We start from the raw sequence: 20830 nt of genomic DNA on the forward strand, positions 1-20830 counted from the left end.
CGTGCCAGCTAGCGCCGACTCTCGCCGGCCTTCACAAGAAAACGGTCGTCCTTGTCAGGCCCCGGGTGGGGGCCGCCTGGGCCCGGTAAGGCCCTGTCCCGGCTGAGGTGGGGTCGCCACCTGCTCCGGGTCCTGCCTAGCATGAGGCAAGAAGCGCGCCATTATGCCATGCGCTCGGAATTTTTCCGTCTTTTTACTGAGAATCCAGCAAAATACCAGTCGATCATTTCGCCAAAGGGTCAAGAACACAAAAAAATGGCCCGGCCTTATAGGCCGGGCCATTGAGCAACACCCTTCATCGTGCACCAGTGAGAGGCACCCAGGGCGCCACCTGCACCTTGCTGGCCGTCAACCGCCGGTGAGTGCCGAGCCCCCCATATCAGGCCCCCTCGCCCACCGGCATGGCGGCGGCCTCGCCGCGCTTGATGGCGGCATAACCGAGCCCGGTCACCAGCGAGCCCGCGACGATCGCCAGCAGGTACCACAACACTGGAGTAATCGCATTTGGAATCAACAGCACGAATACGCCGCCATGGGGGGCCATCAGCTTGGCGCCCACCAGCATCGAGATGGCACCGGTGATGGCGCCGCCCAGCATGCTGATGGGAATCACCCGCAGCGGGTCCTTGGCGGCGAAGGGAATCGCGCCTTCGCTGATGAAGCACAGCCCCAGCACGAAGGAGGCCTTGCCGGCCTCGCGCTCGGGGTCGGCAAACTTGCGCCCGGCGACGAAGGTGGCGATGCCCATGCCGATCGCCGGCACCATGCCGGCGGCCATGATCGCCGCCATGGGGGCGTAGGTCTCGGAGGCGAGCAGGCCCACCCCGAAGGTGTAGGCCGCCTTGTTGACCGGTCCCCCCAGGTCGAAGCACATCATCGCCCCAAGCAGAATCCCCAGCAGCACCGCATTGGTGGAGCCCATGCTCTCGAGGAAGGCGGTCAGTGCCTCGAGCACCCCGGCCACCGGCTCACCGACCACATAGATCATCACCAGACCGGTGACCAGACTCGCGACCAGCGGGATGATCAGGATCGGCTTGAGTGACTCGACGCTGGAAGGCAGCTTGACGTAGCGGGTCACCGCCTTGGCCACGTAGCCGGCCAGAAAGCCCGCCAGGATACCTCCGATGAAGCCGGCACCGATGTTCGACGCCAGCATGCCGCCGATCATGCCCGGGGCGATGCCGGGCCGATCGGCGATGGAATAGGCGATGTAGCCAGCCAGCACCGGCACCATCAGGGCGAAGGCGGTGCCCCCACCGATCTCCATCAAGGCGGCAGGCAGGGTGCCCTCCTCCTTGAAGGCCTCGATGCCGAAGACGAAGGACAGCGCGATCAAGAGGCCCCCGGCTACCACCATGGGCAGCATGAAGGACACCCCGGTCAGCAGGTGCTTGTAGACGCCCTTCTCCTTGAAGCTCTTGGCAGACTCGGCCCTGGCGCCACCATCCGCGCTTTCCACCTGGGCCTCGATCAGCGCCGCCTCGATGGTCTGGCGCGACTTCTTCAGGGCGTTGCCGGTGGACGTGCGGTAGATCCGCTTGCCGGCAAATCGGGTGGGATCGACCTCGATATCGCAGGCCAGGATGACCAGGTCCGCCTGGGCGATCTCGTCGTCGGTCAACTGATCCTGAGCGCCCACCGAGCCCTGGGTCTCGACGCGTACCTGATGGCCGAGCCCACGCCCTGCCTCGGCCAGTGCCTCGGCGGCCATGAAGGTGTGGGCGACCCCGGTGGGACAGGCGGTCACCGCGACGATGCGCGCCTCGTCGCTGACGTCTGCAGCCACGGGGCCATTCCCTGAAGCGCTGGCCGCCTCATCATTGAGGGGGGTAAACACCTGGGCGTCACGGGCCGCCCGCTCGAGAAAGTCCGACGGGTCGCTCAGGGCATCTTCCAGGCTGCCACGATACAGGCGCTTGCCGCTGAAGCGGTGGGCCCCGGCGATGGGTTCGCCCACCGCGATCACCAGCTCGGCCGCGGCCAGGGTCTGGTGGGACAGGGTCTCGACCGGCGCCAGGCTCGAGTGCACCTCGGTGGAGAGCTGCCAGTCCTTGGCCTCGGCGGCAGGGGTCAGGCGCTGGGCGGCCAGGTAGCTCGTGACGCTGCCGCCGGGGCAGGTCGTCAACAGGATCACGTTCATGCAAGTACTCCCCGGGCTTCGACGTCATTGAGGCGCCGCACCCTGGTGTCGGAAAGAAGGTCGGTGAAATCGGAGGCGTCGGCCCGGCCCACGCCGGTGTGGCGCACCGCCTCGGCGGACAGCGCCGTGGCAAACCTCAGCGCCTGTTCCACAGGCGCCTCGCACAGCACGCCGTGCAGCATGGCGGCAAACAGGGTATCGCCGGCACATACGGTATTGGCCACCCTGACCGCAGGAGGCAGCGACTGCCACAGGCCATGCGGACCCAGCCAGGTCACACCGTCGGCACCGGCGGAAATCAGCACGTCGCCGACGCCGGCGGCGTAAAGCTCAAGGGCTGCACGCTGAACGTCGACGTCTGTTGCAATGTCACGATCCGCCCAGTCGGCCAGCTCCTCCAGGTTGGGCTTCACCGCGTCGGCCCCCGCCTTGACCGCTGCCTTGAGCGCCTCGCCGCTGGTGTCCACCCACACGGGTACGCCGGTGGCCTTGATCCGAGTGATCAGTTCGGCCAGCGCCGAAGCGCCGACTCCCGGTGGCTGGCTGCCGCCGATCATTACCGCGGCGGGGCGCAGCGCAGGCGTCGTCAGGCGCGCCTCGATGGTGGCGATCAGGCGCTGCCAGGCGTCGGCATCGACGCTGAGTCCCGGCGCATTGATATCGCTGACGCGACCGTCGGCCTCGCTCAGCTTGGTGTTGATGCGGGTGGCGCCGGGCAATCGCACAAAGGCGTCCTCGACCCCCATCTCGGCGAAGGCATCGATGAAGGGCGAGTCGTTGTCACTGCCCAGAAAGCCGGTGACACAGACCGGGTGGCCCAGGGCGGCGAGCACCCGCGCCATGTTGACGCCCTTGCCGGCGGCGGTCAGCTCGACTGACTCGGCGCGGTGCAGCGCACCTGGCGTCAGCCGGTCCACAGCGACAGACAGGTCCAGCGCCGGGTTGGCCGAAATGGTCAGCACCGGTGGCTTGACGGCATTGCCGGATATCTCGCTCATTGGTTCGCCTCCAGCTCTCTGCGCACGTCCCGGGCGGTGGGAGCGGCCAATGCCAGGGCGGCGAGTTCCCGGGCCCGGGTGGTGGAGACCGACGCCAGGCGTGCCTTGACCATGGGTACCTGGCGGGCGCTCACCGACAGCTCGTCGATGCCGAGGCCAACCAGCACCGGAATCGCCTGGCGGTCGCTGGCCAGCTCACCGCACACGCCGACCCACTTGCCATGGGCATGAGCCGCCTGGACGGTCATCTGGATCAGCCGCAGCACGGCCGGGTGCAGGCCGTCGGACTCCCCGGAAAGCTCAGGATGACCACGGTCGATGGCCAGGGTGTACTGGGTCAGGTCGTTGGTGCCGATGGAGAAGAAGTCGACCTCGGGCGCCAGGCTCGGCGCCAGCAGCGCGCAGGACGGCACCTCGATCATCACGCCCAGCTGCAGGCGGTCGCCGTCTCGGCTGACGCCGAGTTCGCGCAGCACCTCATCGAAGATCGCACGGGCGGCGCGGAACTCATCCAGGTCCTTGACCATGGGCAGCATGATGCGCAGCGGCCGGCCGTCGGCGGCCTTCACCAGGGCGCTGAACTGATCGCGCAGCACCTGGGGACGCCTGAGGGCCAGACGAATGCCACGCAGGCCGAGGAAGGGGTTGTCCTCCTGGGGCAGTGGCCAGTAAGCCAGCGGCTTGTCGCCACCCACGTCCAGGGTCCGCGCCACCAGCGGGCGGCCGTCCAGAGCGTCCAGGGCTTCGCGATATTCGCGCTCCTGGGTCTCCACGTCCGGCAGCGAGGCGTGGGCCATGAACAAAAACTCGGTACGCAGCAGCCCCACCCCCTCGGCGCCGCGCGATACGGCGTCGCGGGCGTGGGCGGTATTGCCCAGGTTGGCGACCACCTCCACGCGGGTACCATCCTCGGTCCGGGCGTCCTCGAAGCGAGCGTCCCAGGCACGTGCCTTGAGCGCCTCCAGCGCTTCCATGCGCGCCTCGAAGCGCTCGCGACGCGCTTGCGAGGGTGCCGGCACGACCCAGCCTTCATCGCCGTCGAGCAGCATCTCAGTGCCATTTTCGAGCGCCAGCACGCCGGCACCGGCACCGACTACCGCCGGTATCCCTAGTGCCCGGGCGAGTATCGCGCTGTGGGCGGTGGCGCCGCCCCGGGCGGTGAGGATGCCGCGAACCCGCTCGGTGTCCAGGCGGGCGACATCGGACGGACCGATATCGTCGGTCACCAGCAGGTAAGGCACGGCCGGCGGCTCGGGCAGCTCGACGTCGCACAGGATACCCAGCACACGACGGCCGACGTCACGCAGATCCGCGGCTCGTTCGGCCAGCAGGCGATCGGCCAGCTGTTCCTGGGCGCGGGCGGCGACGTCGATGGCCTGCCACCAGGCGGCCTCGGCGGAAAGCCCCTCGTCGATGCCCTCGCGCGCGGCCTGGGCCAGTTCCGGGTCTTCGAGCATTTCCTCATGCATCGACAGAATGGCGGCGACCTCGCCTCCGGCGGTCCGGGCGATCAGGGCCTTGAGCTGCTCGCCGCCCTGGGCGATGGCCCGCTCGAGGCGCTGTCGCTCTAACGCGGAGTCCGCCGCCTCGCGGGGATAGTCGAAGTCCGGGGTCTTGATCACGAAAAGCGGCGCCACCGCGAGTCCCGGCGATGCGGCCACCGCTTCCAGCGGCTGGTCGGCGGGCGGCATGCTTGCCGCCACCGGCTCCGCGACCGCCTGCTCGGCTTCGCCTTGCGACACAGCCGAAGACGCCAGTGGCGTCACCTGCTCCCCCAGACCATCGTTGATCGCCTCGACCAGCGATGTCAGCGCCTGTTCGGCACCCTCGCCTCGCGCCGACAGGATCAGCTCCTGTCCTCGTCTGGCACCAAGACCGATCACCTTGGTCAGCGACGCCGCCGACACCGGGCGTCCGCTGCCCTCGGCCAGGCGCACCTGCACGGCGACCCCGCTTTCGCGTGCCTTCTGGACCAGCACCTTGGCCGGACGCGCGTGAAGCCCATGGGCGTTGAGCAGGCGTACGCGACGACTCTGGGCCGAGCCACCTTCGCCAGCCAGCAGCGCCAGCCAGTCGTCGGCGTCCCGCTCGCGCAGATGGGCGACGTCGGACTCATCCAGTGACGCCACCAGCGACACGATGGCGTCGGCCAGCGGGCGTCCAGCCTCGCCATGGGAGGCCAGGCACAACACCGCCTCGACGTCGCTGCCCTGATGCTGGACGGGCTTGGCCGGCGTCACCGCAGCGAGTGCCGGCGTGGACACGCCGGCTTCGCTGGACGCAAGCCACAGCCCCCGTCCCAGGTGCGTCGGCATGGAGGTGACCATCTCGGCAAGATAGGCGGTATCGACCAATGCCAGCTGGCGCAGCCGCTGAGCCCCGGCCAGCGCCAGATCGAGCAGGTCGTCGGCGCGATGGCCCAGCACCAGGGTGTCCTGGTCCAGTCGCGGGCGAACCACCGGCCGAGCCAGCAGCTCGGTGATCTCCTCGGCGCTGCTCGCCTGGGCCAGGCGTTCGGAGACACCGTCCCGGTCGAGCACGTGGGTCAGGCTTCTGAGGATATCCAGGTGCTCATCACTCTGGGCGGCGATGGTCACCAATACATGAACGAGGTTGCCGTCGTGCCAGCGCACGCCCTCGGGGAACTGCAGCACCCGCACCCCGGTGCGACGCACCGCGCCTCGACTCTCGGGGGTGCCGTGGGGGATGGCGATGCCATTGCCAAGCCAGGTAGAGGACTGGGACTCCCGATCGACCAGGCCCTGGCGGTAGCCGTCATCGACCAGGCTGGCCGCCTTCAGGGTGTCAAAGGCGGCGTCGAGGGCGTGGCGCCAGCTCTCGGCACGACAATCCAGCAGGATGTCGTCGGCGTTCAGCGTCAGCATGAAGGGCTCTCCTGGGTGAGGTGCAGCGTTTCCTCACCGGTATCGGTTGAACGGTGTCGGCGAGGAGGTCCAGCGCCCCGGCACTGCCGGGATGCAACAGATACAGCGCACACCGGATGCTGGGATCACCTGGCTTCGGCAAATGCAAATTGCTCGAAAGCTGAATCGTGTCACCTCACCATGCCACAATGCTGGTACGATTCAGCGCACATGGCAAGTCGCAAAAGCTACGACTTTGGCAGGGGGACACTGCTGCCATGCCAGGTAGACTAGAGGGAATTGACACCTTGTCGCCGTGACCACGCCCGACGCCTTCAATGGAGACACCCGCATGACCTTGGCCGAAATTGCCCGCCTGGCCGGCGTTTCCCGCACCACCGCCAGCTACATCGTCAATGGCAAGGCCAGGGAGCGCCGTATTCGTCAGGACACCGTGGACCGAGTGATGGCGGTGGTGGCGGAGCATGGCTACCGTGTCGATGCCCAGGCGGCGGCCCTGCGGCGCGGCAGCAGCCGCATCCTGGGGCTGATCGTGCCGGACCTGGAAAACTCGAGCTACGCCCGCCTGGCCAAGCACCTGGAACGCGGAGCGCGGGCCCAGGGCTACCAGCTGCTGATCGTCGGCTCCGACGACCAGCCCGACAGCGAGCGGGACCTGGCCCTGTCACTGCGCGCCCAACGCTGCGAGGCGTTGATCGTGGCAAGTTGTCTGGCGCAGCCGGAGTCCTTCTATACCGAATTGATGCACGAGGGTTTGCCGATCATCGCCATCGACCGGGGCCTGCCCGAGGCGAGCTTCGCCAGCGTCGTCAGCAACGACCGCGAGGCCGCCGAACAGCTCACACGCTCGCTGATGACGCCGGCAGTCAAAAGCGTGCTATGGCTCGATGCGGTGCCGCACCTTTCGATCACCGAAGAGCGCCGCACCGGCTTCCGCGCAGGCGTGGAGGGACGCGAGCTCGAGTGCACTCTGGAAAGCGGCGACCACTATGCCCGCGAGGAAGGCGCCAGGCTGCTGGCTGACTATATCGAAAAGAAGGGACTGCCCGACGCCCTGGTAACCGCGTCCTACATTCTGCTGGAAGGCGCCCTGGACGAATTGATTGCACGCGGCGGCCTGCCCCCGCGTCTGGCCATGGCGAGTTTCGGCGACAACCGCCTGCTGGACTTCCTGCCGCTGGCGGTCAACTCCGCCGTCCAGGATCATCGGGGCATCGCCGAGCAGGCCCTGGCGCTGGCGATGGATGCGGTGCGGGGTGAATACCGGGCTCAACGGGTGGTGGTGCCACGACATCCGCGCTGGCGGCGTCCCCGTCCCCAAGGCAACTGAAACGGCACCTTCCCACGACAACTGAGCAGTACAGCTCAGCAACACAGCGGGACGCCGAAGCCGACCTCAGGTCTGGGAGGCGCGCCTCTCGCTGCGGGCAAAGGCCGCCAGGGTGCGTTCAAGCAGCTCAGGCAGCGCATCGATGACGCCTCTGGCATCCTCGATGCAGCCATCCAGGGCACAACGCTCCAGCGCTCGCGCCGCCTCGGCCAGAGCCATGGCGCCGACGCCGGCGGCCTCGCCCCTGAGCTGATGGGCCAGTTGGGCCAGCGGCTCCTCCTCGCCTCGCCGGTAGGCGCTCTGGATCTCCGGCAAGCGTTCGCGCGCCTGTCGCCCGAACAGGTCCACCAGGGCATCCCGGCGCTCGCCCCCAAGCCCTTCGTCCAGGGCATCGAGCGTATCGGCATTGATCAGTGAGGTGATACCCCTCGGAGTCGTCGAGGTCTCGGACTCTCCCAGCAGGTGGCGCTTGAGCACCATCAGCAGCGTGCCCATCAACAGCGGCTTGGTCAGATAGTCGTTCATGCCGGCGGCCATGCAGTCCGACTCATCGTGACTGGCGCCACCAGCGGTCATCGCCACCACGGGAACCTCACTACGCCAGTCGGAAAAGCTGCGAAGGCGTCGGGTGACCTCGCGACCATCGAGGTCAGGCATCTGGATATCCATCAATATCAGGTCAAAACGGCGCTGTGAGCAGAGAGCCAGCGCTTCCTTGCCGCAGGAAGCCAGGGTAGCCGAACAGCCGAGGCGTTCCAGCATCGCGATCGCCACTTCCTGGTTGACCAGATTGTCTTCCACCACCAGCAGATCCGCCTCGGCGAGCTGCTTGGGATGGGCGCGCGCCCTGGCCACCGTCAGCGGTTGACGGCGGGGTTCGTCACAGGGCACCAGCGGCAATCGGAACCAGAAGCGACTGCCCTTGCCTCGGCGGCTGTCGACCCCTATCTCGCCCCCCATGGCCACTACCAGGCGCTTGGAAATCGCAAGGCCCAGACCGGTGCCGCCATAGCGCCGGGCGACGGAGGCATCGCCCTGGCGGAAGGGCTCGAACAACTGAGGCAGCAGGGACGCCTCGACGCCCTGACCGGTATCCACCACGTCGAACTGCACCCAGCCCTCGTCCACAGGCGCTACCGACAGCCTCACCATGCCGCGGTCGGTAAACTTGATGGCGTTGGCCAGCAGGTTGAGCAGCACCTGTCGAAGCCGGCCCGGGTCCCCCTGGAGTCGTGCCGGCAGCGTCTCGTCCACGTGGCCAAGCAAGCGCAACCGCTTGTCGAGTGCGCGCGGACGAAACAGCTCCAGGGCATCTTCGATCAAGGCATCGAGTGCCACCGGCTGAACATCCAGCTCCATGCGTCCTGCCTCGATCTTGGAGAAGTCGAGGATGTCATCGATCATGCCCATCAGCTGGCGGGCGCTGTCATGAATGGTGTGCGAGTAGCGGCTGGCGGGCTCCGACAGTTCGAGATCACGCAACAGTTCGCTCATGCCGATGACGCCGTTGAGCGGCGTGCGGATCTCGTGGCTCACCGTGGCCAGAAAGTCGGACTTGGCCTGACTGGCGGACTGGGCGCGCCGGGCACTGATTTCCAGTTCGCCGCTCAGCGTCTCCAGTGCCTTGCGCGAGGCCTCGTTATCACGGGCTTCCTTGAAAAGCACGGCAAGCATGACCCCTCCGGCCAGGCTCATACCGAGGATCATCACCAGCAGCAACAGGTACAGTCGCTGCAGACGAACACGCTCTGCGGTATTGATCTCGGCCAGATGGCCGTTGACGGCCATGATCAACCTTTCGGTCTCGGTGGATAGCGCGGCAAGATGCTGGTCAAGAACGGCTTCTGCCTCGCTATCGAGGGACGCCAGGGCACTGACCTCGGCATCCAGGTCCTGCATCAGGCTGATGATGATCGACAGTTGGCGACGCGCGGCCGGAGCCTCCTCGACCAGCTCGTGAATGTCGCTGTGGCGAAACAGGTTCAGTCGACTGAACAACAGGTCGAACTCGAGCCTGAAGCCGGCCAGCTGTTCGGGGCCATGCTCCCCGAACAACAGGTGATTGCGCAGCAACACCACGTCTCGGTCCAGCTTGTAGGAATGCCAGGTGATATCCTCCACCACCTGGTGGGAAAGATTGTCATGGCGCCAGGCGACCAGACCGATCACCACCATGGCGGCGGCAAAGAAGGCCAGTGCCGCCACGGCGCTGAATACCAGTCTCAGAGGATAGCGTCGCATACGGAACGGATGCGCCGAGCACCCTCCTCCTTGGGTCGGGAATCTGCTGGCAGAATGTTCGGGTCGACACCAGCCGATACACCGGGATCACTCACTATGGTATTGGGGCGCTGCACTCCCTGCCTTGCCTCCTGATGGCCTTCGACCGATCTCCCGGTGACATTGATCACGGGACCTCGATGGCATCTACCTGCCACACCGAGCGAAACTGGACCGACTCGTTAAGTAGTTCTGGATGATCATCGAAAGGGTACAACACGAACAGCGGGCCGAAGTTTCGCACCGACATCGCTTCGCCGTCCTGCTTCATGGCCAGGATGACGTCATAGCGATAGGCATCGGAGACCGGGATGTCGGCCACGAAGCCGTTCAAGGCGTGCACGCGAATGCTGTCGGCAGTGACACCGGCGGATTCCAGCACGCTGCGGAGCAGCGGCCCCTCGAAACGGCTGGCCTGGCTATGCCACGGGGTATCGGTCACCAGCGCACGACTCTCCAGATCGTCGAGCATGGCACGATCCAGCAGAAGCTGTGCATCCACATTGGTGTTCTGGATATTGCCCGATACTTTAAGCAGCACAGGCCCCTCCGGAGCTGGCAGAGGCTGGGAATGGGCCTGGCCGATTCCCCCTGCTACCAACAGCCCCAGGAGGACACCCACCTGGCAAAGGAAAGCTGGCACCCGCATGACGTCTCCTGACTCTTTCTGCAGGAGTAGATTACGTGATCGAGCGCCAAAGGTCAGTCTGCGGGCCCCTCGAGCTTTGCTGGTTCAGGAAAACGCCCCCTGTCGGGGCGTCTTCGCGGACCAGGTTGCCGCCCTCAGGCGCCGGGGTCGTCCAGCCGTTCGCACACCACCAGGTCTTCGTAGGCGTGCCAGCTCGCGTGCCCCAGTACCGGCAGAATCAAGGCAAGCCCGATATAGAAGGTGGCCATCCCCACCAGTACGCAGCCGGTGAGAATCGCTGCCCACAGCAGCATCGGTCGGAAATTGCGTGCCACCGAACGAATACTGGCCTCGATGCCCTCCATGAACGTCAGGTCCTGATCCATCAGGGTTGGAATCGCGACCACGCTGATGGAAAAGGCGCCAAACGCCAGCACACAGCCAAAGGCCAGCCCCACCACCAGCATGCCGAGGCCTTCCGGCGTGGTCAGAAGTGACGCATAGACCGTGGACGGATCCGGCGACTGGAGACCGAAGAACAGGGCAAACAGCAAGGTGGCCAGGCGAATCCAGGCGAGAAAGAAGATCATCATCATCACGCCCATCATGGCCAGTTGCCCGGTGTGGCCGCGCCAGGCGCCAAAGGCATCCCCCAACGTCGGGGAGCGGCCTTCTTCCAGCGCCCTGCTGATCCCGTAGGAGCCCACCGCCACCAACGGCCCGATGAACATGAAGCCGGCCACCAGCGGCAACAGCCAATGCCACAGTCCCAGCGTCAGCGCCCCTGCCGTGACGGCGATGCTGAGCCCGACCCAGAACATGCCATAGGACAGGCTGACCGCAGTGGCGGCCCTAAAATCCTCGAAACCCGAAGATAACCACACCCTGGGCCGCCCCATACCGACGTTCTTGATGGAGATCTTTACTCTGGCCCCGCTCGACTCCTTGTCGTGTCGTGATGCTGCTGCACTCATCATCTACTCCCCCTTGTACCCACGGATGACGGTTGCCACCGCCCACCTGTCACGGGAGTCAAGGGGCAAGATGCGAGGTTCCTTCACGCCATCGCCGGCGCCCATCGACTCTAATTTGACTGTAGTTGATGGGCCCTGGATTCGCCTTCAACCTACGCAAGCTTACGAAAACGCCCCCTCATGTGAGGGGGCGTCGATGGCGCTAGCGCTTGTCGTCTGGGTCAACGCACGATCATCACCGAACACTTGCTGTGATGGACGACGTGCTCGGCGTTGGGGCCGATCACGTAGTCGGCGAACTTGCGCTTGGTATGCGAGGCCATGACGATCAGGTCGGCATCGATCTTCTTGCCGACCTTGATGATGGCTTCCCAGGGGGAGCCATCGGCGATGATCGCCTGGGCCGTCAGGTCCTCCGGCACGTGCTCGACGATGAAGTCATGCTGCGCCTTCTGTACCGCTTCATGGGCCTTCTTGGCGAAGTCCTTGGGGAAGTAGGACCCCACCAGCGGCATGCGGTAGTCCGGCAACACCGTCACCAGGTGCAGGCTGGCACCAAAGTTGCGGCACAGCGAGAGCGCCACCGGCAGTGCCCTCTCCCACGACGATGGCTCATTGAGATCGACCGGTAACAGGATCTTCTGGTACATGACGGACCTCCTCAGGCCGTGGCCTCAGTGGTTTCAGGGGGCCGGCGACGGCGTTGTGCCAACACGATCAGGGCGAACAGCAGCAGCGCCGGAATCCACATCAGCTCTTTCGGCCAGCGGTCCACCGGTGCCTGAATCTCGACGATCTCCTGATCGAAGTCGAAGCCGAGATCCGCAGCCTGACTGCCATAGGTCACCATGTCGACGATGGCGCGACCGTCCTCGACGATCAATTCCAGACCGAGATTGAGCAGGCGATCCTCACCGGTCTCGCCGTCTGCCACCGGCAGCGTCATGTAGGTCGTCAGCGGATCGCCGAAGGCGTCCTCGCCCTTGACCTGCAGACGCAGGGTGCTGTCCTCGTCCACGTTGCCGTAGGCCTCGACGAACTCGGACGGCGGCACACTGCGATAAGGATCATGGATGATGTCCATCCAGAAGCCCGGGCGGAACAGGGTGAAGGCCACCAGCAGCAGCAGGATGCTCTCGTACCAGCGATTGCGGGTGATCATGTAGCCCTGGGTCGCCGCGGCGAAGATCAGCATGGCGATGGTCGCCACCACGAAGATCAATACGCCCTGCAAGGGCGCCACATCGATCAGCAGCAGGTCGGTGTTGAAGATGAACAGGAACGGCAACGCGGCGGTACGCAGGCTGTAGTAGAACGCCTGGAAGCCGGTGCGGATCGGATCCCCTCCAGAAACCGCCGCGGCGGCAAAGGAGGCAAGGCCCACCGGCGGCGTGACGTCGGCCATGATGCCAAAGTAGAACACGAACAGGTGCACCGCGATCAGCGGTACCAGCAGACCATTCTGCTCACCCAGTTGCACGATCACCGGAGCCAGCAGCGCCGACACCACGATGTAGTTGGCGGTGGTCGGCAGCCCCATGCCCAGGATCAGGCTGAGAATGGCGGTGAAGAACAGAATCAGCATCAGGTTGCCCATGGACAGGATCTCGACCACGTCCGCGAGCACCAGGCCGACACCGGTCTGGGAGACCGCACCCACGATGATGCCGGCGGTGGCGGTGGCGATACCGATACCGATCATGTTGCGCGCGCCGGTCACCAGCCCCGTCCACAGGTCCAGACAGCCTTCGCGCAGATCCTTGCCAAGATCACCCCGCCCACGGAAGGCGTGCATGATCGGGCGCTGGGTCAGCATGATGAAGATCATGAACACCGTCGCCCAGAAGGCGGACAGTCCCGGTGACAGGCGCTCCACCATCAGACACCAGATCAGCACGATCACCGGCAGGATGTACTGCAGGCCTACCAGCACCGTGGGTCGGGTCTGGGGCAGCTTGTAGATAGGCTCGTTGGGATCATCGAGCTCGAGCTCGGGATAGTTTGCACCCAGCTTCAACAGCGCCACGTAGACCACCGAGAGCGCCACGGCCACCACCCAGGGAGTCGCATCACCCAGTACCGGCTTGAGCCAGCCCAGGCCGTAGTAGACACCCAGCGCCACCACCATCATCAGCAGCAGACCACCGAGGAAGCCGATCACCTTGCGTACCAGCGGCTTGGGCGGGTTGGAGCTTTCCAGCCCCTCCATGTTGGCCTTGAGCGCCTCGAGGTGAACGATGTAGATCAACGCGATATAGGAAATCAGCGCCGGCAGGAAGGCGTGCTTGATCACCTCCACGTAGGAAATGCCGACGTACTCCACCATCAGGAAGGCGGCGGCGCCCATCACCGGCGGCATGATCTGGCCATTGACCGAGGAGGACACCTCCACCGCACCGGCCTTCTCCGAGGAGAAGCCGACACGCTTCATCATCGGAATGGTGAAGGTACCGGTAGTCACGGTATTGGCGATGGACGAGCCGGAGATCAGGCCGGTCATGCCGGAGGCCACCACGGCGGCCTTGGCGGGCCCGCCCTTGTAGTGGCCCAGCAACGAGAAGGCGACCTTGATGAAGTAGTTGCCGGCACCTGCCTTGTCGAGCAGCGCGCCGAACAGCACAAACAGGAAGACGAAACTGGTCGAAACGCCCAAGGCGATACCAAACACACCCTGGGTGGTCAGCCACTGGTGATTGACCAGGCCGTAAAGGCTGACGCCACGGTGAGCGAGGATACCCGGCATCCAGGGCCCCGCCAGCGAATAGAAGATAAAGATCGAGGCGATGATCATCAGCGGCGGCCCGAGCGCCCGCCGTGTTGCCTCGAGCAGCAGAATCAGGCCGGTCACACCGACGATGACGTCCTGCAGGATGGGTGCGCCAGGACGGTCAGCCAGCTGTTCGTAGAACACGAACATGTAAGCCCCGGCGGAAGCGGCCAGAATCGCCAGCACCCAATCCTGAAGAGGAATGCGGTCCCGCGGCGAGCGCTTGGTCGCGGGGTAGGCCATGAAGGCCAGAAACAATGCAAAGGCCAGGTGAATAGAGCGCGCTTCGGTGGCGTTGAAGACGCCGACGCCGGCCATGAACGGCAACGGCGAAGCAATCCATAGCTGGAACAGCGACCATGCCGCCGCAACGCCTACCAGCAGCTTGCCGGGCGCACCCAAGGGGTTGCGCGAACCGGAGTCGCTGGAGGCGACCATGTCCTCGAGATCCACTTCGGACTGCGTGGATCTCTTGTTGTCCTCAGTCATAAGCGTGCCCTGCCTGGAAGAGGAATCGTCATGATGGAGGGCTTCGCCTCCATCCCCGAATGCCCGCTTTCGCGGGCCAGTCGTGCTGGCGCTGTCTGGTCTCTACCGAACGTCCGGTGTCGATCCATCGACGGGCCACAACGCACTGCGCGGCCGCCCAACGGCCGACCGCGCAGAGATTAGCTGGCTATTCCCCCGAGAGGGGAAGAACCCTTACTCGATCCAGCCCTGCTCGCGATAGTAACGAGCGGCACCTTCATGCAGCGGTGCGGACAGACCGTTGGATACCATGTCCTGCGGATCCAGGTTTTCGAAGGCCGGGTGCAGACGCTTGAAGCGATCGAAGTTGTCGAACACTGCCTTGACGGTCTGGTAGACCAGCTCGTCGTCGGCCTCGGCGCTGGTCACGAAGGTCGCGGCGACACCGAAGGTCTCGACGTCATCCGGGTTGCCCTTGTACAGACCGCCTGGAATGGTGGACATGGAGTAGTACGGATACTCCTCGACCAGGCCCTTGATGGCGTCGTCGTTGAGCGGCACCAGCTTGGCGTCGACGGTGGTGGTGGCTTCCTGGATGGAACCATTGGGGTGGCCGACGACGTAGGCCATGGCGTCGATGTTGTTGTCCGACAGGGCAGATGCCATCTCGGCTGCGTCGAGCTGCGAGGCCAGCGAGAAGGTGTCTTCGGTCCAGCCCTTGGCGTCCATCACCACTTCCATGGTGTTGCGCTGGCCGGAACCCGGGTTACCGATGTTGACGCGCTTGCCGGCCAGGTCATCGAGGCTCTCGATGTCGGCGTCGGCACGGGCCAGGATGGTCAGCGGCTCGCCATGCACCTTGAACACGGCACGCAGGTCTTCGTAGGCTTCGCCCTCGAAGTTGCCGGTACCGTTATAGGCCTGATACTGCACATCAGACTGGGCGACACCCATGGTCAGCTCGCCACTGCGAATACCATTGACGTTGGCCACGGAGCCACCGGTGGACGGCGCGTTACAGCGGATGCCGGTCTCTTCGCTGTTGCGATTCACAAAGCGGCAGACAGACTGGCCAACGACGTAATACACGCCGGTCTGACCCCCGGTGCCGATGGTGATGAACTGTTCTTCGTCCTGGGCCATGGCCGGGGACGTGAACATGGCGGCTCCGAGAATGGCGCTGGACAGTGCAGCGGCGGAGAAAGCATGGCGCTTCATGGTCACACCTCTTTTGGTATTGTCGACGTTGACGGCATGGACTCGTGCCTTGCCCCTCCTGGGCCGGCAAAAGATCCACCAGTCATTCCTTTTGCGATAAATTCACCTGGAGAGACCAGGCCGAATCATTGTAAAACGAGAGTTTAGCTACCGCTAACGTTTAGTGGGCGTTAATTTTTTCTGCACGCCCCTCAGGGCGTGGAGAAATATCCCTTCCCTCCCCGTCGGCCTGCAACGATGGCCAGGTACACAACGAGGACTTAAGGCGCTCGACCACTGACACTCGCGGAGCGGAAATCGAGCGTCGTCGGTCTACCGTGAGCATAGCCCTTGGCACCGCTGACGCAATCGACTGCCGCCCATGTCGTCGCGCTGTCGATTCGGGTTACCCTGCCTCTTTCGCCAACTGCGAGGAATCCATGCGCCTGCTGGCTTGCCAGACCACAATCCCGGCGACCCGCAATCGGCTCGACCAGCGCGACCACCTGGACGCCCTGGCCGGGCGCCTGCGCACTGCCGCGTCGCAGCAACGCCCACAGCTGATCGTGCTGCCGGAGCTGTCGTCCCAGGAGTACGGCGAGCAGGCCTTCGAGGCGATGGATGAACTCGATGACGACCTGCAAGGGCCTGTGACAGCACACTATTGCGCGCTGGCCCGGGAACTCAGGTGCCCGATCGCCTTCGGCGTGGCGCGCAGATCACGCCGGGCCGACGGCTCCCTCTGGCGCCATATCAGCCAGGTGGTCGTCGACGCCGAGGGGCAACTGGCGGGAGCCTACGACAAGCTGCACTGCGCCCAGTTCGGCGCCAGCGCCGAGGCGGCCCACTTCAGCCCGGGCGAGCGCCTGGTGACGCTGGATATCGCCGGCTGGCGCGTCGGCTTCATGATCTGCTACGACCTCAGGTTCGGTGAGCTGGCCGCCCGCTACCGCCGGTTGGGCGTCGACCTCATGATCCACCCGGTGGCCTTCACTCGGGACTTCTCCTTCACCAGCTGGCACAGCTTCGTCATCACCCGGGCGATGGAAAACCAATGCTACTGGCTAAGCCTCAACCGGGCCGGTAACGGCTGGGGGCACTCGCTGTTGTGTCCGCCACTGGTCACCCCCGAGGCGTCGCCAGAGGTTCTGGGCGAAGAGGAAGCGTTGGTCAGCTGGCAGCTCGAGCGCGACACCCTGGAGCGTGCCAGGAAGCGGCTTCCACTGGCGGGCGACCGCCGTCAGGACATCGACCGGCTGGCCACAGGGCCGCTACCGTCACCGACGGTTACCACCGCAAGCCAATGACAGGAGTCTCCATGGACTATCCCTTGATCGAATGCATTACCGGTGACATCGCCCGCCAGGCCGACGTCGAGGCGGTGGTCAACGCAGCCAACGCCCAGCTGGAAAGCGGCGGCGGTGTGGCCGGCGCCCTTCACCGTGCCGCCGGCCCGGAGCTGGCCCAGGCCGGGCGGCCGCTGGCACCGATTCGCCCCGGCCAGGCGGTCATCACCGAAGGCTTTGCGCTGCCCAACGCCTGGGTGATCCACTGCCTCGGCCCGGTCTACGGCGTCGACGAACCGAGCGCCGAACTGCTCGCCGGCTGCTACCGAGAGGCGCTGGGCCTGGCCCAGCAGCAAGGCATCCGTCGAGTGGCGTTCCCGGCACTGTCCACCGGCGTATTCGGCTACCCGCTGAACGAGGCGGCGGAAATTGCCGTGTCCACGGTCCTGACCACCCTGCCCGCCTGCCCCGATATCGAACTGGTACGCTTCGTGCTGTTCGACGAGGCCAGCCGAGACGTCCATCAACGCTGGCTCGAGACGCTGACCGACAACGACTGAAGACCATGAACACAACAAGGCGCGAGCCATGCTCGCGCCTTGTGCCCCCACTGCCCAGGGTACTGCCCCAGGCGGCCTAGACGTTGTAACCCAGCACCCGAGGCAGCCACAGCGCGATCTCCGGGAAGATCACCACCAATGCCAGCGCCGAGGCCATCGCCGCCACGAACACCATGGCCCAGCCCAGGGTCTGCTCCAGCCTGACCTTGGCGACCTCGGTGGTCACCATCAGGTTGACCGCCACCGGCGGAGTAAACTGGCCGATGGCGATGTTCATGGCCAGCAGGATGCCGAACCACACCGGATTCCAGCCGAAGTGCTGCATCACCGGGATCAGGATCGGCATCATGATCAGGTAGATCGAGATGGCGTCCAGCAGCATGCCCGCGGCCAGCACCGCCAGCATGATCAACAGCAGCAGCAAGGTGCCGTTGTCGGATAGCCCGATGACCCACTCTGCCAGGTGACGGAAGGTGCCGAGCATGGTCCCGGACCAGGCGAAGATGCCCGCCAGGGCGATGATCAGCATGACCACCCCGGACACCACCGCCGCCTCGCCCATCAGCCCCCACAGGTCCTTGAGCGACAGCTCACGGGTCAGCACCAGGCCGACCAGGATGCCGTAGGCCACGGCGACCACCGCCGCCTCGGTGGGCGTGAACAGGCCACTGCGCAGACCGCCGAGTATGATCACCGGCGCGAACAGCGCCGGCAGCGCCTCGCGGAAGCTCTTGCCGATGGGTGGGCGCTCCATCTCGGCAGGGTCTTCCCAACCATAGCGCCGGGACAGCCACAACGCCGGAATCAGCAGCGAAGCGCCGGCCAGCACCCCGGGAAAGAGTCCGGCGGCGAACAGCGCCCGCAGATCCACTCCCGGCACCACGATGGAGTACAGGATCAAGGCCACCGAAGGCGGGATCAGGATGGCGGTAGACGCCGAGGAAGCGATCAGGGTCGCCGAGAAGGGCCGCGGATAGCCCGCGCGGGTCATGCTCGGCAGCATCACCATCGCCACCGCGGCGGCGTCGGCGGGGCCGGAGCCGCTCATGCCCCCCATGATCATGCACACCACCACCGCGACCACCGCGAGGCCACCATGGCGAGGCCCGATCAGCGCCTGGGCGAAGCGCACCAGGCGTGCCGCGACCCCCGCCCGCTCGAAGATCAGCCCGGTCAGGATAAATAGCGGAATGGCGATCAGCGGATACTTGGCCACGCTGTTGTAGGTATTGGTGCCAAGGGTCGCCAGCATCGCCGGCGACAGCCCGGTGACGATGCCCACGGCGCCGGACAGGCCCAGCGAAAAGGCCACCGGCACGCCGGCGATCAGCAGCACCAGAAAGGCGATCAGCATCCATACATCAGGCGTCATCGTGAGCACCTCCGCGCAGTCGCTCCAGGCTCGCCTGGCACTGGCGGAGGAACATCAGCCCCGACAATAGCGGCAGCCAGATCAGGTACCACCACTGGGGCAGCCCAAGTCCGGGCGACAACGACTGCCACTGGTACTCCTGCCAGGTCATGAGCGCACCGAACCAGGTGATCAGGCCCAGCACCAGCAGCCCGCACAAGCCCTGGAAGATCACCAGCAGGCGATAGCCAAGCGGCGGCAGCGCCCGCTCCAGCAGGCCGATACGGATATGGCGATGGCTTCGCAGAGCCACCGAGGCACCGGCGAAGGTCAACATGACCAGCAGAAAGACAGAAAACTCTTCGGTGAACGCAAAGGAACCACCGGTGATGTAGCGCACCACCACATTGACCAGGCTGATCGCACCGATGATCAGGATCGCCAGGGTGGCCAGGGTGCGCTCGATTCGTGCATCAGGACGTTTCATCGAGAAAGGGCGTCGGTAGGGAGTCAATCAACGCCGACCCTCGATCATGAGGGTCGGCACAAGGTTTACCGCCGCGTCAGAGCGGTTGCTCAGCGCGCGTCGATGGCGCTTCGGGCGGCCTCGACCAGGTCCTCGCCGATGCGCGGTACCCACTTCTCGTAAACCCCTTCGGTCGCCGCGACGAACGCCTCGTGCTGCTCCTCGTTCAAGTCGGTGACGGTCACACCACGCTCCTGAATGGCCGCCAGGCGCTCGCTCTCCTGCTCGCGGGTCATGGCGATCTCCCAGGCGCCGGCTTCGACCGCGGTCTCACGCAGCAACGCCTTCTCGTCATCGGACAGGGTGCTCCAGACCTGCTGGTTGGCGGCGAAGATCAGCGGATCGTTCATGTAGTTCCACAGCGTTACGTGCTCCTGGCCGACCTGGTCGATACGCGCCACGTCGAACACCGACAGCGGGTTCTCCTGGCCATCCACCGCGCCGGTGGTCAGCGCCGGCTTGGCGTCGGCCCAGCTCATCTGGGTCGGGTTGGCGCCCAGTGCGCTGAAGGTGTCCTGGAACAGCGGCGACCCCACCACCCGGATCTTCAGGCCTTCCAGGTCCGCCGGCTCGTCGATCACGCCCTGGGAATTGGACAGCTGGCGGAAGCCGTTCTCGCCCCAGGCCAGCGGCACCACGCCCCGCGACTCGATCGCCTGGAACACCAGCTCGCCGGCCTCACCTTCGGTGATCGCGTCCACCGCGCTCTCGTCCGGCATCAGGAAGGGCAAGGAGAACAGATTGAGTTCCGGCACCTGGGGCGACCAGTTGATGGTCGAGCCCACCGCCAGGTCGATCAGCCCCGAGCGCATCGCCGAGAACTCCCGGGTCTGGTCACCGCTGACCAGCTGGGAATTGGGAAAGACCCTGAGCGTCAGCTCGCCGTCGGAACGCTCCTCGACCAGGTCAGCCCACTTCTGAGCGGCCTGGCCCCAGGGGAAGGCATCGGAAAGCACCGTGGAGACCTTGAGTTCCCGCGCTTCGACGTCCGCCGAGGCGGCCAGCGAGCCAAGGGCGATGGCCGCACCGACCAGGGTGAGAGAGAAACGAGACGGCGAGCGCGAGCCGAACAGAGATGTCATGACGTGTCCTTGCATTGATGCCCCCTTGGCCAGGCCAACGCTGAGCGGTACCTGACACAAGCGCTGCATCAGAAGCCGGATCTAGCCTGGCAAAGGCTGGGGGTCGAGTGTGGTGATTAAGGGAGAAACGTATTGATCTTGTCGACTTTTCAATATGCCTGCAAACGGTAATCCGCGACAAGTGCCGCGCGATGCGCGAAAGGCCCGTCGGCCTTCGGACACGCACGCTCAGATGTCCTCGCCATGTCGTTCGTGCGAGGGCTGCACGGCTGGAGCTTGTGAGAGCGTGGACACCAAACGTCTGCGAAGGGGGTGCTAGCATGACGCGGTGAACAAGGCAGTCGAACGAAGGCGC

Annotated in this window: 15 protein-coding genes; 3 read left to right on the forward strand and 12 right to left on the reverse strand. The window is 65.2% G+C overall.

Going from position 1 to position 20830, the window contains the following annotated elements; all coding sequences use genetic code 11:
* Positions 1-379 precede the first annotated feature (379 nt).
* Genes EBB56_RS05350 through ptsP form a run of 3 tightly spaced genes read right to left on the reverse strand, consistent with a single transcriptional unit; the run spans position 380 to position 6026 of the window.
* The gene (locus EBB56_RS05350; protein WP_124803286.1) at positions 380-2143 is read right to left on the reverse strand and encodes a PTS fructose-like transporter subunit IIB; all 1764 of its coding nucleotides are present in this window, start codon (positions 2141-2143) and stop codon (positions 380-382) included.
* The gene (locus EBB56_RS05355) at positions 2140-3141 is read right to left on the reverse strand and encodes a 1-phosphofructokinase family hexose kinase (RefSeq protein WP_045994078.1); all 1002 of its coding nucleotides are present in this window, start codon (positions 3139-3141) and stop codon (positions 2140-2142) included. Before EBB56_RS05355 ends, EBB56_RS05350 begins: the two co-directional genes overlap by 4 nt.
* On the reverse strand, positions 3138-6026 hold the full coding sequence (gene ptsP / locus EBB56_RS05360) for a phosphoenolpyruvate--protein phosphotransferase (RefSeq protein ID WP_045994079.1): 2889 nt from the start codon (positions 6024-6026) through the stop codon (positions 3138-3140). The genes EBB56_RS05355 and ptsP overlap by 4 nt, the downstream gene beginning before the upstream one ends.
* Before the next feature lie 331 nt (positions 6027-6357).
* On the opposite strand from ptsP, the gene cra reads away from it, so the two are divergent.
* Positions 6358-7356 (forward strand): catabolite repressor/activator, encoded by a 999-nt coding sequence (cra, locus tag EBB56_RS05365; protein WP_045994080.1) that lies wholly within the window; start codon positions 6358-6360, stop codon positions 7354-7356.
* A gap of 66 nt (positions 7357-7422) precedes the next feature.
* Here the strand turns inward: cra and EBB56_RS05370 are convergent, their stop codons facing one another.
* The 6 genes from EBB56_RS05370 to EBB56_RS05395 form a co-directional block, all read right to left on the reverse strand.
* Positions 7423-9597 carry an ATP-binding protein gene (locus EBB56_RS05370; RefSeq protein ID WP_045994081.1) on the reverse strand — a complete coding sequence of 725 codons (2175 nt, stop codon included), beginning with the start codon at positions 9595-9597 and terminating at the stop codon, positions 7423-7425.
* Positions 9598-9763: 166 nt separating this feature from the next.
* Positions 9764-10177 (reverse strand): molybdopterin-dependent oxidoreductase, encoded by a 414-nt coding sequence (locus tag EBB56_RS05375; protein WP_231498610.1) that lies wholly within the window; start codon positions 10175-10177, stop codon positions 9764-9766.
* A 242-nt stretch (positions 10178-10419) separates the two neighbouring features.
* Positions 10420-11238 (reverse strand): DUF2189 domain-containing protein, encoded by an 819-nt coding sequence (locus EBB56_RS05380; RefSeq protein ID WP_045994083.1) that lies wholly within the window; start codon positions 11236-11238, stop codon positions 10420-10422.
* Positions 11239-11459: 221 nt separating this feature from the next.
* Positions 11460-11888 carry a universal stress protein gene (locus tag EBB56_RS05385; protein ID WP_045994084.1) on the reverse strand — a complete coding sequence of 143 codons (429 nt, stop codon included), beginning with the start codon at positions 11886-11888 and terminating at the stop codon, positions 11460-11462.
* Positions 11889-11899: 11 nt separating this feature from the next.
* On the reverse strand, positions 11900-14494 hold the full coding sequence (locus tag EBB56_RS05390) for a TRAP transporter permease (RefSeq protein ID WP_045994085.1): 2595 nt from the start codon (positions 14492-14494) through the stop codon (positions 11900-11902).
* 213 nt (positions 14495-14707) lie between these two features.
* Positions 14708-15691, reverse strand: a complete 984-nt coding sequence (locus EBB56_RS05395) for a TAXI family TRAP transporter solute-binding subunit (protein ID WP_045994086.1) — start codon at positions 15689-15691, stop codon at positions 14708-14710.
* 419 nt (positions 15692-16110) lie between these two features.
* On the opposite strand from EBB56_RS05395, the gene EBB56_RS05400 reads away from it, so the two are divergent.
* Both EBB56_RS05400 and EBB56_RS05405 read left to right on the forward strand, forming a co-directional pair.
* Entirely contained in the window at positions 16111-16977 is an 867-nt protein-coding gene (locus tag EBB56_RS05400) for a carbon-nitrogen hydrolase family protein (RefSeq protein ID WP_052704464.1), read from the forward strand.
* Between the two features lie 11 nt (positions 16978-16988).
* Positions 16989-17516: a macro domain-containing protein gene (locus EBB56_RS05405; RefSeq protein WP_204248980.1), complete on the forward strand. Its 528-nt coding sequence runs from the start codon at positions 16989-16991 to the stop codon at positions 17514-17516.
* A 76-nt stretch (positions 17517-17592) separates the two neighbouring features.
* On the opposite strand, the gene EBB56_RS05410 is transcribed toward EBB56_RS05405, so the two are convergent.
* The 3 genes from EBB56_RS05410 to EBB56_RS05420 all read right to left on the reverse strand — a co-directional run bounded on the left by EBB56_RS05410 (position 17593) and on the right by EBB56_RS05420 (position 20475).
* Positions 17593-18888, reverse strand: coding sequence for a TRAP transporter large permease (locus EBB56_RS05410; protein WP_045994088.1), 1296 nt, complete (start codon positions 18886-18888; stop codon positions 17593-17595).
* Positions 18878-19354 (reverse strand): TRAP transporter small permease, encoded by a 477-nt coding sequence (locus tag EBB56_RS05415; protein WP_045994089.1) that lies wholly within the window; start codon positions 19352-19354, stop codon positions 18878-18880. Before EBB56_RS05415 ends, EBB56_RS05410 begins: the two co-directional genes overlap by 11 nt.
* An 89-nt stretch (positions 19355-19443) precedes the next feature.
* On the reverse strand, positions 19444-20475 hold the full coding sequence (locus tag EBB56_RS05420; RefSeq protein ID WP_045994090.1) for a DctP family TRAP transporter solute-binding subunit: 1032 nt from the start codon (positions 20473-20475) through the stop codon (positions 19444-19446).
* Positions 20476-20830: the final 355 nt, after the last annotated feature.

This window comes from Halomonas sp. YLB-10 (assembly GCF_003856855.1).
In the GTDB taxonomy this organism is placed as follows: Bacteria; Pseudomonadota; Gammaproteobacteria; order Pseudomonadales; family Halomonadaceae; genus Halomonas; species Halomonas litopenaei.

Bases quoted from the DNA above. Each gene is read 5' to 3' on its own strand.
- EBB56_RS05350 (WP_124803286.1), bottom strand. From the start codon at position 2,143: ATGAACGTGATCCTGTTGACGACCTGCCCCGGCGGCAGCGTCACGAGC.
- EBB56_RS05355 (WP_045994078.1), bottom strand. From the start codon at position 3,141: ATGAGCGAGATATCCGGCAATGCCGTCAAGCCACCGGTGCTGACCATT.
- ptsP (WP_045994079.1), bottom strand. From the start codon at position 6,026: ATGCTGACGCTGAACGCCGACGACATCCTGCTGGATTGTCGTGCCGAG.
- cra (WP_045994080.1), top strand. From the start codon at position 6,358: ATGACCTTGGCCGAAATTGCCCGCCTGGCCGGCGTTTCCCGCACCACC.
- EBB56_RS05370 (WP_045994081.1), bottom strand. From the start codon at position 9,597: ATGCGACGCTATCCTCTGAGACTGGTATTCAGCGCCGTGGCGGCACTG.
- EBB56_RS05380 (WP_045994083.1), bottom strand. From the start codon at position 11,238: ATGAGTGCAGCAGCATCACGACACGACAAGGAGTCGAGCGGGGCCAGA.
- EBB56_RS05385 (WP_045994084.1), bottom strand. From the start codon at position 11,888: ATGTACCAGAAGATCCTGTTACCGGTCGATCTCAATGAGCCATCGTCG.
- EBB56_RS05390 (WP_045994085.1), bottom strand. From the start codon at position 14,494: ATGACTGAGGACAACAAGAGATCCACGCAGTCCGAAGTGGATCTCGAG.
- EBB56_RS05395 (WP_045994086.1), bottom strand. From the start codon at position 15,691: ATGAAGCGCCATGCTTTCTCCGCCGCTGCACTGTCCAGCGCCATTCTC.
- EBB56_RS05400 (WP_052704464.1), top strand. From the start codon at position 16,111: ATGCGCCTGCTGGCTTGCCAGACCACAATCCCGGCGACCCGCAATCGG.
- EBB56_RS05405 (WP_204248980.1), top strand. From the start codon at position 16,989: ATGGACTATCCCTTGATCGAATGCATTACCGGTGACATCGCCCGCCAG.
- EBB56_RS05410 (WP_045994088.1), bottom strand. From the start codon at position 18,888: ATGACGCCTGATGTATGGATGCTGATCGCCTTTCTGGTGCTGCTGATC.
- EBB56_RS05415 (WP_045994089.1), bottom strand. From the start codon at position 19,354: ATGAAACGTCCTGATGCACGAATCGAGCGCACCCTGGCCACCCTGGCG.
- EBB56_RS05420 (WP_045994090.1), bottom strand. From the start codon at position 20,475: ATGACATCTCTGTTCGGCTCGCGCTCGCCGTCTCGTTTCTCTCTCACC.